Origin of the sequence: Amycolatopsis iheyensis (assembly GCF_024703995.1) — a bacterium.
Taxonomy (GTDB): domain Bacteria; phylum Actinomycetota; class Actinomycetes; order Mycobacteriales; family Pseudonocardiaceae; genus Amycolatopsis; species Amycolatopsis iheyensis.
In genome coordinates this window covers 254,182-266,149 of record NZ_JAMXQV010000001.1, presented here as the reverse complement: position 1 = coordinate 266,149, position 11,968 = coordinate 254,182, and the positions used below count along the sequence as shown (strand labels likewise).

The 11,968-nt window shown below is 72.3% G+C and carries 10 protein-coding genes; all 10 read right to left on the bottom strand.

Annotated features, from left to right (window positions below):
* Positions 1–35 precede the first annotated feature (35 nt).
* Positions 36–641: a GTP cyclohydrolase I FolE gene (gene folE / locus M8542_RS01355; RefSeq protein WP_257918097.1), complete on the bottom strand. Its 606-nt coding sequence runs from the start codon at positions 639–641 to the stop codon at positions 36–38.
* The gene (gene ftsH, locus M8542_RS01350; protein WP_257918096.1) at positions 619–3,033 is read right to left on the bottom strand and encodes an ATP-dependent zinc metalloprotease FtsH; all 2,415 of its coding nucleotides are present in this window, start codon (positions 3,031–3,033) and stop codon (positions 619–621) included. The genes folE and ftsH overlap by 23 nt, the downstream gene beginning before the upstream one ends.
* Positions 3,034–3,235: 202 nt before the next feature.
* The gene (locus M8542_RS01345; RefSeq protein WP_257918095.1) at positions 3,236–4,051 is read right to left on the bottom strand and encodes an ESX secretion-associated protein EspG; all 816 of its coding nucleotides are present in this window, start codon (positions 4,049–4,051) and stop codon (positions 3,236–3,238) included.
* Between the two features lie 133 nt (positions 4,052–4,184).
* On the bottom strand, positions 4,185–4,976 hold the full coding sequence (locus tag M8542_RS01340) for an ESX secretion-associated protein EspG (protein WP_257918094.1): 792 nt from the start codon (positions 4,974–4,976) through the stop codon (positions 4,185–4,187).
* A gap of 57 nt (positions 4,977–5,033) precedes the next feature.
* The gene (locus M8542_RS01335; RefSeq protein ID WP_257918093.1) at positions 5,034–6,443 is read right to left on the bottom strand and encodes a hypothetical protein; all 1,410 of its coding nucleotides are present in this window, start codon (positions 6,441–6,443) and stop codon (positions 5,034–5,036) included.
* Positions 6,444–6,465: 22 nt separating this feature from the next.
* Positions 6,466–6,831: a hypothetical protein gene (locus M8542_RS01330; protein WP_257918092.1), complete on the bottom strand. Its 366-nt coding sequence runs from the start codon at positions 6,829–6,831 to the stop codon at positions 6,466–6,468.
* 144 nt (positions 6,832–6,975) lie between these two features.
* Positions 6,976–7,527 carry a hypoxanthine phosphoribosyltransferase gene (gene hpt / locus M8542_RS01325; protein ID WP_257918091.1) on the bottom strand — a complete coding sequence of 184 codons (552 nt, stop codon included), beginning with the start codon at positions 7,525–7,527 and terminating at the stop codon, positions 6,976–6,978.
* Between the two features lie 3 nt (positions 7,528–7,530).
* On the bottom strand, positions 7,531–8,490 hold the full coding sequence (gene tilS, locus M8542_RS01320) for a tRNA lysidine(34) synthetase TilS (protein ID WP_257918090.1): 960 nt from the start codon (positions 8,488–8,490) through the stop codon (positions 7,531–7,533).
* Positions 8,487–9,497 (bottom strand): Rv3626c family coenzyme F420 biosynthesis-associated protein, encoded by a 1,011-nt coding sequence (locus M8542_RS01315; RefSeq protein ID WP_257918556.1) that lies wholly within the window; start codon positions 9,495–9,497, stop codon positions 8,487–8,489. Before M8542_RS01315 ends, tilS begins: the two co-directional genes overlap by 4 nt.
* An 83-nt stretch (positions 9,498–9,580) precedes the next feature.
* Positions 9,581–11,890 carry a D-alanyl-D-alanine carboxypeptidase/D-alanyl-D-alanine endopeptidase gene (gene dacB / locus M8542_RS01310; RefSeq protein WP_257918089.1) on the bottom strand — a complete coding sequence of 770 codons (2,310 nt, stop codon included), beginning with the start codon at positions 11,888–11,890 and terminating at the stop codon, positions 9,581–9,583.
* Positions 11,891–11,968 lie beyond the last annotated feature (78 nt).

The following is an 11,968-nucleotide window of genomic DNA, read 5'->3' as shown; positions in this document are numbered from 1 at the left end:
CACGACGCACCGGCCGGGAGCGGGGAGCCCCACGCTCACCGGCGCGCCTTGATCAGGTCGAGCGCCTCCGCCCGCGAAGTGGCGGAGGTCTTGAACTGCCCCCGCACGGCCGAGGTGGTGGTGCGCGCACCCGGCTTGCGGATGCCGCGCATGGCCATGCAGAGGTGCTCGGCCTCCATCACGACGATGACCCCGCGCGGTTCGAGCTTCCGCACGATGGCGTCGGCGACCTGGGAAGTCAGGCGCTCCTGAACCTGCGGGCGCTTGGCGTAGAGGTCGACGACCCGGGCGAGCTTCGAGAGCCCGGTGACCTTCCCGGCGGCGTTCGGGATGTACCCGACGTGCGCGACGCCGTGGAACGGCACCAGGTGGTGCTCACAGCTGCTGTACATCGGGATGTCCGTGACCAGCACGAGTTCCTCGTGCGACTCGTCGAACGTCTTGTCCAGCACCGAGTCCGGCTCGGTGTAGAGGCCCGCGAACATCTCGCGGTACGCGCGGGCCACCCGGGCGGGCGTGTCCTTCAGACCGTCCCGCTCCGGGTTTTCACCGCAGGCCAGCAGCAGCTCGTGGATCGCCTTCTCCGCCCGGTCCTGGTCGAAGACCGGGCGGTCGGCGTCACTGGGGCTTGTCTGGTCCATCAGGGTCACGTCGTTCCCCCTCGCTCTGCTGGTTGCCGGCCTGGTCGGCGAACCAGCCGTGCTCACGAGGGCGTTCTTCAGCACCGGGGCGCCACGACTGGCCCGGCTGTCCGCCCGGCGAGGTCGCGGGCGTCCAGCCCGGAGGGGCACCGTAGTTCGGGGGGCCGCTCTGGCCCGCCGGACCACCCGGGTAGCCACCGGGCTGCTGGTTGTACGTCTGCGGCCAGTGGCTCGTGCCGTTGGGGCCACCGTTCGGGCCGCCGTAGGGACGGCCGCCGTTCGGGTAGGCGCCCGGCTGCGGCGGGGCGTACGGGTTCGCGTTCGGGTCCACCGGCGTCGGCGACGAGTACGGCGGGCCACCCGGCAGGTCGCCGCCGCCCTGCGCGGTGCCGACCGGGGTCGGCTCCGGCTTCAGGACCGGCTTCTCCTTCTCCGGCGGCGGCCACGGCTCGCCGCGCTCCATCGCCAGCTCGCCCGGGGTCTTGATCGGCGGCTTGTCCGACGGCGTCCGCTCACCGAACTCGTTGAACACGGTGATGTGCGGGCGCTTCTCGACCGTCGCGAAGATCCGCTCCAGGTCCTTGCGGGTCAGCGTCTCCTTCTCCAGGAGCTCGATGACCAGCTCGTCGAGCACGTCACGGTAGGTGTTGAGCACGTGCCACGCCTCGGTGTGCGCCGTCTCGATGAGCTTGCGCACCTCCTCGTCGATCTCGTGCGCCACTTCCAGCGAGTAGTCCGCCTGGCGGCCGGCCGACCGGCCGAGGAACGGGTCGCCCTGCTCCTGGCCGTACTTGACCGCGCCGAGCCGGGCGCTCATGCCGTACTCGGTGACCATCGCGCGGGCGATCTTCGTCGCCTGCTCGATGTCCGACGACGCGCCGGTGGTGGGCTCGTGGAAAACGAGCTCCTCCGCCGTGCGGCCACCCATCGCGAAGACCAGCCGCCCGATCATCTCGGAGCGGGTCATCAGGTCCTTGTCGTCCTCCGGGACGAGCAGCGCGTGCCCGCCCGTGCGGCCGCGCGGCAGGATCGTCAGCTTGTAGACCGGCTCGATGTCCGGCATCGCCCACGCGGCGAGGGCGTGCCCGCCCTCGTGGTAGGCCGTGATCTTCTTCTCCTTCTCGGAGATGATCCGGCTCTTGCGGGCGGGGCCGCCGACCACGCGGTCGACCGACTCCTCCAGCGCCGCGTCGGTGATCACGTGCCCGTTCTGGCGGGCGGTGAGCAGCGCCGCCTCGTTCAGCACGTTCGCCAGGTCCGCGCCGGACATGCCGACGGTCCGCTTGGCGAGGCTGCCCAGGTCGGTGCCCTGCGCGATCGGCTTGCCCTTGGAGTGCACCTCGAGGATCGCCTTGCGGCCGCGCAGGTCGGGCGCGGACACCGGGATCTGCCGGTCGAACCGGCCCGGGCGCAGCAGCGCCGGGTCGAGGATGTCGGGCCGGTTGGTGGCCGCGATCAGGATGATGCCGCCGCGGGCGTCGAAGCCGTCCATCTCGACGAGCAGCTGGTTCAGCGTCTGCTCGCGCTCGTCGTGCCCGCCGCCGAGGCCGGCGCCGCGCTGGCGGCCGACCGCGTCGATCTCGTCGACGAAGATGATGCACGGCGCGTTCTGCTTGGCCTGCTCGAACAGGTCACGGACACGCGAGGCGCCGACACCGACGAACATCTCGACGAAGTCCGAGCCGGAGATCGTGTAGAACGGCACGCCCGCTTCGCCGGCGACGGCGCGCGCGAGCAGCGTCTTACCGGTGCCCGGCGGCCCGTAGAGCAGCACGCCCTTCGGGATCTTCGCGCCGAGCGCCTGGTAGCGCGCCGGGTTCTGCAGGAAGTCCTTGATCTCGTACAGCTCTTCGACGGCCTCGTCGGCGCCCGCGACGTCACCGAACGTCGTCTTGGGCATGTCCTTGTTCAGCTGCTTGGCCTTGGACTTGCCGAAGTTGAGGACGCGGTTGCCGCCGCCCTGGGCGTTGTTCATCATCCACATCAGCAGGCCCAGCACGAGGGCGAGCGGGATGGCGAAGATGAGGATCTGCGTCAGCACGCCCTGCTGGGTCACCTTGGTGGTGAACTTGATCGGCTGCCCGCCGGTCTTGGCTGCGGTCAGCGCGTCGTAGATCGGGCGGGTGGCATCCGCCGGATACTGCGAAATGATCTGGGTGACCTGCTGGCCGTCGACGTCGATGGGCTTGGAAAGCAGCAGCTTGAGCTGCTGTTCCTTGTCCTCGAGGCTGGCTTCCTTGACGTTGTTCGAGGAGATCTGGGAGTTCGCCACCGAGATGGGTGCCTGGGTGTACCCACGATCACTGTCGAAGATCGTGTTGTACGCGAACAACGCCAGCAACCCCGCGACGATCCACAGCAGTGGGTTCCTGAGCACGCTCTTCCGGTTCATACGACTCGGCCCTGGTGGCCTCGACCCTCCCTGGTTGGGCGGCTCCTGTGATACCCGCCATCACGATGTTGACAACCCGTGGTGCCTGGACACCCGTCCCATCAGGGTACCGTCCGCTGCCGCGTTCATCCCCTGTGAGCCTCTCGCAGGTCAACGGGCGATACCGCGCCCGGGTTCCCGGCCGGTGTCCACGGAGGTCACGCTATCGGGTGCCGTCCGACACACTGCTCACCATCTCGCCCAGCCGGGTGCGCAGCGTCGCCGGGTCCGCCGGGGCGACGGTGACCCACTCACGGCCGTCCGTACCTGCGCGGGAGACGCTCAGGTACCGCCCGGTCGCGGTGTCGAACCAGGCCAGCACCCGGGACCGCTGCTTGGCCCCGACCTGCGAACGGCTGTTCGCTGCCAGCTGACCGCCGCGCTGCCGCGGCTGCCCGGCGATGCGCCCGTACGCCTCGCGCGGGTCGACCGTGGCCCGTTCGCTGAGCGGGGTCCGGCGCGCCCGGCCGCGTTCCTCGCCCGGGTTCGACGGCAGGGACACCGGGACCCGGATCGGGGCGGTGCGCAGCGCGTCGTCCAGCGGAAGTGTGACCGACGCCTCGCTGCCGCGCGGACCGCCCGGGAGCACCCCGACGACCGCGGAGACCAGGCCATCCGGTGGGGCGTCGCGCAGCCAGATGCCGTCGGCGTCCTGGATCGCGATGACGCCCTGGGTCTCGTCGGCCGCCGCGAGCACGCCGATCGTCGGCGCGTCGAACACCGGGATGTGCAGGGCGTCGATGGTCAGCGGGGCGAAGGCCAGCAGCTGCAGCGCGTCCTCGATCGGCGGCGCGAGCCGGCCGCGCGCGTCACGGACGCCGCGGGCCTTCAGCTCGGCATCGGTGCGGTGGCGCAGCGAGACGCGCTCATCCTCGGTCGCGCCGTGCGACCGGACCAGCAGCGGGTACGGCAGCTCCCCGACCTGCGCCGACTCCCAGAGGAAGTCGAACGCCAGCGGCGAGAAGAACTCTTGCATCACTACTCTCCCGGATCGGATTCTTGCTCAGCGTAGCCCGCACCACCGACGAAAAGTGATCGTCGGCCGGGCATGCTCGCCGGCCGCCGGAGCCCGATCTTGGCAGAGGTGGCGCGAGGGCCGGCCGCGTGGTGCGTCAGACCGCGCTGGTCGTCGCCGCGCCCGCGAGCATTTCGCCGAGCCGGTGCCGCAGCGTCGCCGCGTCCGCCGGGGCGATCGTGATCCAGTCCCGGCCGTCCCGGCCCTGGGTCGCCTGCGTGAAGTAGCGGCCCGACTCCGTGTCGAACCAGCTCAGCACCGGTGTGCGCGTGCGGCCGCCCATCCGGTTTCGGGCGTTGGCGCCGATCTGGCCGCCGCGCAGCCGGGGCTGGGCGTGCAGCCGGGCCAGCGCCTTGCGGTCGTCGTCCGCGCTCGCGCGCTCGTCGGCGTCGCCGTTGCCGCGGCGGGACAGGAAGTCCACGCCGTGCGCGCCGACCAGCTGCTCGAGCGGGACCGTGATCGACTTCTCCGAGCCGCGCGGGGCGCCCGGGAGCAGCGAGACGATCGCACTCGCCAGCCCGTCGGCCGGGCACGGCTGCAGGTGCAGCCCCCGCGTGTCCTGCACCGCGAGCAGCCCCTGGCCGCCCAGCACGCCGGCCACCGCGAGCAGCGGCTCGGCTTCCGGGGCGATCAGCTGGACCGCGTCCAAGCTCAGTTCGGGCTGCGCCAGCACGCCGAAGTAATCCTCGATGTGCGGTTCCGGCCGGCCGCGGCCGTCGGCGAGCCCACGCGCGACAAGGCCCTCCAACGTGCGGCGACGCAGCAGCGACCGCTCGTCGACGGTCGCGCCGTGCGACGGGACGCGCAGTGGGTACGGCAGCTCGCCCAGCCCGGCGGACTCCCACAGGAAGTCCACCTCGACCGGGGTGAGCAGCTCAGCGTTCGGCATCGAGCCACCCCCGGGAAGAGGACGAGCCGGGCCCGCGGAGGCGGGCCCGGCTTCGGATCAGCGGTCTTCTTCGTCCTCGGACCACGCGCCGATGACCGGCGGCGGGGTCGCCTGGTTCGCGCCGAAGGCGGCGTCCGGGTCGGCCTCGATGAGGAACGACGCGTGCGTGTGCTCCTCGTCCTGCTCGCCCTGGGCGCCGTGCGGGGCCATTCCGCCGCCCATGCCCGGGTTCATCGGCGGCGGGGTCTGCCCGCCGATGGTGCCGGCCGACGAAACGAGGCCCTGCTGCGGGGCCTGGGCCGAAGCGGCGCTCTGGCCCTGGCCGTCGGCCGACGCGAGGCTCGTCTCGTTCTCGTTCTTCGCGCCCGACCGGTTGCCCTTGCCCAGCGCGCGGGAGGCCAGCGCGCCGAGACCGCCCGCGGCCCCGCCGATGCCGAGGCCCATGCCGATCTTGCTCAGCGGGTTGCCGCCGGACTGCCCGGCGCCCGCCGGGACGTGGCCCGCGCCCGTGGTGGCGCCCGCACCGGTGCCGGCGACGCTGCCGCCGGCCCCGTCGCTGCCGAGCGTCGCCGCCGCCTCGTGACCGAAGCCCGCGACGCCGCTGTGGGCCGCGTTCGGGCCGACGCCGGCGTGCTGCGCGTCGAACGCGCCGCCGAAGTTGCCGAAGTTCGCGCCGCTGGAGGCGAACACCGCGCCGTCGGCGCCCGACAGGCCCTGCACCGGGCCGGCGTTGCCGACCGAGCTGATCCCGTTGAACGACACCGAGTTGTGCGAGCCCGTCGGCTTCATGCCGAGCGACTCCGGGCCGAAGCTCGGGGTCGAGCTGTCGACCTCGCTCATGGCCTTGGTGTAGGCGTTGAAGAACGCGACCTGCTGCGCCTTGACGTCGTTCGCCGCGTCGGCCTGGGCCTTCTGGTCGGCGATCATCGCCGCCGGGCCGCCGGCCAGCGCCGCCGCCATGGTCTGCTTGGGGTCGTAGTCCTTGGGGGCCGGCATCTTCTTGACCTCGCCGGCCGCCGCGGCCTGCCGGGCGAGCCGGTCGGACATCGTGTGCGCCGCGTCGGAGGCCTGCGAACCGGAGTTGGCGATGGCCACCAGCGCGCCCTGGGCACCGCCGGCGCCCTGGCCGACCCAGGCGTTGCCCAGCTCGGAGATCGCGTTGTACAGGTGGTCGGACGCCTGCTTCAGCTCGTTGCCGTGGTGCGCCCAGGCCTGCCCGGTCGCCTCGGCCGTGCCGGGTTCGTTGTTGTTGACCGCGCCGTTGTAGAGCTGCTGGCTCGCCTGCGCGTTCCAGTTCGGCGGGTTGGCGATCGCGCGGTCGCTGCCCATGTCGAAGCCGCCGGCGCTGCCGCGGGCGTTGTCGACGATGTTCTGCGACGCCGAGTTGTCGCCGAGCGGCACGAGCGAGCCCGGGTCGGTCGCCCCTCCAGTGGTGGACGACGGCTGGTCGCTGTGGTTCGGAGCCATGACTGCGAAATCCCCCTCTGACTCAGGCGTTGCGGAACGGGTCGGCCGCGGCGTTGTCGATCTCGTGGTACCGGGACATCGCCGTGACGATGCCCTCTTCGGCGGCGGAGTACTGGTCCAGCAGGTTCTGCAGGGCGGCGGCGTAGGAGTCGCCACCGCCGTCCGCGCGCTGGACGAACTTCGCGGCCATGGCGTTCCCGACCGGGTTGTCGCCGAGCTTCGGCGGCTGCGCGAGCGCGCCCGCGCCACCGAGCAGGGCTTCCACCGCGTCCTTGCCGGTGCGGATCTTGTTCAGCACGGCTTGCGCGGCTTCGGGGTCGATCCCGACCTGACCCGCCGCGGCCGCGGCCTTGAAGGCGTTCGCGTCGGCAGCGCTGCTGTTCCCCATCTGAGCTCTCTCCCGTTCCCCCGACCCGGTCACCGCGGGCACGAATGGTCTTCGCATAGGTTAACGCACGTGATCAGAGCGTATGACGCAAACTCGGACCGCGGGGTTCCGCGAATCCGGTACTTGCGGTGAACGGTCGGTGAACTAGGACGTGTAGACCTTCGGGTCGAGCGTCCCGATGTAGGGCAGGTCCCGGTAGCGCTCGGCGTAGTCCAGGCCGTAGCCGACGACGAACTCGTTCGGGATGTCGAACCCGATGTACTTCACCGGGACGTCGACCTTCACCGCCTCGGGCTTGCGCAGCAGCGAAACGACCTCGAGCGACGCGGGGTTGCGGCTCGCGAGGTTCTTCAGCAGCCACGACAGCGTCAGGCCGGAGTCGACGATGTCCTCGACGATCAGGACGTCCCGGCCGGCGATGTCCCGGTCCAGGTCCTTCAGGATCCGCACGACACCGGACGACGACGTCGCCGAGCCGTACGAGGAGACGGCCATGAATTCCAGCTGCGTCGGCAGCGGCAGCGCGCGGGCGAAGTCGGTCATGAACATGACCGCGCCCTTCAGGACGCCCACCAGCAGGAGTTCGCCCTGCCCGTTGGCCGGGTAGTCGGCGGCGATCTGCGCCGACAGCTCGGTGATCTTGTCCTGGATCTGCTGCTCGGTGACGAGCACGGAGGCGATTTCGCCCTCGTACACGGGTCATTCCCCTCGGGTGGTGGGTTGGGAGGTGAGGCAGAGCCTGCCACGGCACCGGCGTGCCTCCAAGTTGCCCGGCAACCAGACACCGCCTTGACCACGCCACCGGGCGACGAGGTCGTCGACCGCGCGCAGGTGCGCGTCGGTGAGCTCGCGCACACCCGATTGCAGCAGCCACCTGCGGATAACCCGCCGGCGGAGCGCCGGCGGCTCGGCTCCGAGGACGCCGACATCCAGACCTTCGGAGCCGCCCGCGCGGGTGAAGATCATGTCCGCCATTGTGTCCAGTGCCTCACTGTCCTCACGCAGCTGCGCGGCCGTGCGGGCGAGCGCGGCGGCCACTCCGCCGTTGAGGACGTCCTCCAGGAGCGGCAGGACTTCGGTGCGCAACCGGACGCGGGTGAAGCGCGGTTCGAGGTTGTGCGGGTCGTCCCACGGCTCGACGCCGAGTTCGGCGCAGGCTTCCCGCGTCGTCGTGCGCGGGACGCCCAGCAGCGGCCGGCCCCACGGCGGGTCGTGCGGCCGCATCCCGGCGACGCTGCGTGGGCCGGAGCCGCGGCCGAGCCCGAGCAGGACGGTTTCGGCCTGGTCGTCGAGGGTGTGGCCGAGCAGGACGAGCTCGTGCCCGGCCAGCGCGCGGTAGCGGGCCTTGCGCGCGGCGGCTTCCGGGCCGCCGGGTCCGGTGACGTCGACGCGGCGCACCTCGGCCTCGTCGACGCCGAGGGACTTCGCGGCTTCGGCGGCGTCTCGCGCGATCTTCGCCGAGCCGTCCTGCAAGCCGTGGTCGACGACCAGCGCGCGGACGCGGAGGCCGTGCCGGTGCCCGACGTAGGCCGTCGCCTCGGCGAGCGCGAGGGAGTCCGCGCCGCCGGAAACGGCGACGCACAGCTCGGCCGGCGGCTCGACGGACTGCAGGAAGGCACGGACCGCCCGGCGGACGGCCGCGACCGCCGGCCCGGTCATCCGTGCAGGCGCCGGACCCACGCGGCCGGATCGGCGATCTCGGCGCGCGAGGGCAGGGTGTTCGGCGAGCGCCAGACGGCGTTGAAGCCCGCCATGCCGACCGCGTCCACGACGTGCTTCGTGAACTTCGCGCCTTCTTCGTACTGACGGATCTTCGCGTCGACGCCGAGCAGCGCACGCAGCAGCCGGTCGAAGACGCCGCCGCCCTTGCGCCGCGCGGTGAAGCGCGCGCGGATCGTGTCGACGCTCGGCACGACCTGCGGCCCGACGGCGTCCATCACGAAGTCGGCGTGGCCTTCGAGGAGCGTCGAGAGCGCCAGCAGCCGGTCGAAGACCGCGCGTTCCTTCGGCGACTGGAGCAGCTCGGCGAGGTTCAGCTTCGGGCCCTGCTTGATCGCTTCGGGCAGCCGTCCGACCAGGTCGGCGAGGCTGTCGTTGCCGCCGCCCGCAAGCCCGGACACGAGCCGCTCGACCTCGTCGGCGAAGTAGTCGCGCAGCCACGTGACGGCGGTGAACTGGAGCCGGTGGGTGCATTCGTGCAGGCAGACCCAGAGCCGGAAGTCGTGCCCGGGGACGTCCATCGCGCGTTCGGCCGCGACGACGTTCGGCGCGACGAGCAGCAGCCGGCCTTCGCGGTCGGGCCCGCCGAAGGGGTCGTACTGGCCGAGGACGCGGCTGGCGAGGAAGGCGAGCACGAGCCCGGTCTGGACGCCGGCGCCGCCGGCGAGGATCGGCCCCAGCGGCCCGCCCTGCTGCGGCAGCGCGCGCCCGGTGAGCGCGTCGAGCCCGGAGGCGGCCGAGCGCACCCAACCCGGGCGGTCGACGACCTCGCCGGGCAGCAGCGGCAGGTCGAGCCCCAGGTTCGTCAGCTGCCGGACGTGCCCCTCGGCTTCCATGGTCAGCTCACGCAGATCGGTGACGGCCGCCTCGGCCTCTTCTCTGGGGACCTGAGGACCGCCGCGCACGAGCAGCGCGCCGGTCTGCGCGGCGAGCGCCCAGTCGACCATGGGCCGGGTCTCGGTTTCCTGACTCACCCTTCCGACGCTACCTGCCCGGTGTCGGTTTCCGGCCACGATCTTCGTACGGTTTGTTACGCGCACCCGCACTTGCGGAGGCTCGTCGCGAGGGCGTCGATGGCGTCGCGACCGGGCTGCTGGTCGGAACCGTTCGACATGAACGCGAACACCAGCACCCGGCCGTCCTGGTCCAGTACCAGCCCGGCCAGGGTGTTGACGCCGGTCAGCGTGCCCGTCTTGGCCCGCACCCAGCCGCGGCCGGCCTGCGACGCCGGGGTCTCGAACCGCTTGTCGGCCAGGGTGCCCGAGCCGCCGGCCACCGGGAGGCCCGCGAGCATCGGGCGCAGCTTGGCCGTGTTCGGGTTCTTGCCCTCCGGCGCCGCCGCGGCCGCCAGGAGCTCGGTCAGCAGCTTCGCCGGGATGCGGTTCTCGCCCGAGATGCCGCTGCCGTCGGACAGGTCGACACCCGAGACGTCGAAGCCGTGGTCCTTCAGCACCTTGATGGTCGCCTTGGCGCCGCCGGCGAAGCTCGCTTCCTCGCCGCTCGCCAGCGCGACCTGCCGCGCGAGGGCTTCGGCCAGCACGTCGTCGGAGAGCTCCATCGTGTCGGAGACCAGCTCGGTCAACGGCGCCGACTTGACCTCGGCGAGCACCTTGGCGTCCTTCGGCGCGGTCGCCTGGCCGCCGCCCGACGCGCTGAGCTTCGACGCGATCGTCGACGCCAGCGCGCTGCCCGCGTTGCCCACCCGCTGCGAGTTGTTGTTCTTCGGGTCCAGGCGGCCGGCGTCGGCCATCACGGACCCGATCTGCGTGGCGAACGTCGAGGGCGCGTCACCCGCGGCCCAGCCCGGCGCGGTCGTCGCGCCCTTGAACAGGCTCAGGTCGACCTGCACCTTCTTGACGCCCGGGTTGGCCTTCTTCACCTGCGCGACGAGGTCGTCGACGTGCGCGGCGCCCGGGTACAGCGGCGAGTCGGTGCCCAGCGGCAACGACGTCAGCGTGACGTCACCGCCGCCGACGAGGATCACCGTGCCCGGGTCGGCGCCCTGCACGATCTTCGTCGACAGCCGCGTGTTCGGGTCCAGCGAAAGCAGCGCGGCGGCAGAGGTGAGCACCTTCGTGGTCGACGCGGGCGTCGCCGGCGTCGCCGAGCCGTGGTCCCACAGCCCGGTGCCGCTGACCGGGTCGACCACGCTGCCGGTCAACGTCCCGAGCGCGCTGTTCCCGGCCGCGCCGGCCAGCGCGGACTTGACGCCGTTCGCGGTCGGCGCCTGCCCGGCGGTGTCCGGTCCCTGGAGCTGACGCGTGGCGGCGACCGGCTCCGGGCTGTCACCCTTCGGCGCGTTCGGCGCCCACGGCAGGCCGAGCCGGTTCGACACCTTCGGCATCGCGGCGGCGACCCCGCCGCCGGCCAGGACCAGCAGGACGACCACGACGAGCGCGATGATCTTGCCCTTGCGCCGCTTCTTCGGCGGCTCTTCGGCCGCCGGCGGCTCGGCCGGGGGCGGCTCCTGGCGCGGGGGCTCGGCGGGCGGCTCGGTGCGGCCCTCGACCCGCGGCTGGGGCTGCTGGTGGAACGCGCCGGGGAACTGGGTGGGCCGTTCGATCCCGACGGTCGCCTCGGCGTCGAACCGCTGCCCGTCCGGCTCGATCCGCTGCGGCCGGGCCAGCGACCCGGCCGAAGCCGAGGGCACGACCCCGCGCGGCGGCTCGGGCGGCAGCGGCGGACGGCGCTCGTCCGGCACGTCGATGCGCTGCGCCCAGGGCGCCGGCGGCTCCTCACGGCGTTGCGCGTCGGAGCGCTTCAGCTGCTCTTCGCGCCGCTGCTGCTCCTCACGCCACTGCTGGAGCTCTTCCCGCCACGGCTGGGCTTCGGCCTTGTCGGACGACGGCTCGTCGTGGCGGTCCTGCTGCTCGCCGGGCCAGACGTTGCGCTCCACCGGCACCCACGGCGCTTTCGGGGCGTCCGGCTCGGGCTTCGCCTGGATGTACTGGGTGCTCTCTTCGGGCTTTCCGGCCGGCTTCCGCTCGACTTCGATGTACTGGGTCGCCTCAGCGACCGGCTGAGGCTGGGCAGGCTTGGGCTCGGCCGGCTTGGGCTCCCGCGAGCCCAGCCGGTCGGCCAGGTCCTGCTTGGCCGGGGCCGGCGGCGGCGCGGGCGGCTCCTCGGCGGGCACGTTCAGGCCCGGGATCGGCTCGGGCTCGACGTTCGGCGCGAACCACGAGCCCTTCGGGGCCTCACTGCCTGTGACCTTGGGCACCTCGGGCTCGTCCGAAGCGCTCTTCGGCGACTCGGGCAGGGACATCGGGGTGGTCTTCCGCGCGCCCGACGACGAGCGGTCTTCGTCCGACGAAGGCCACATCGGCTGGTCGTTTTCCGGCACCCACCACTCCTTCTCACCTGCCCCGGAAGGGGCCAAGCTCACATGCCTCGAGGCCGACATCGATGCGGACCCGCGGCA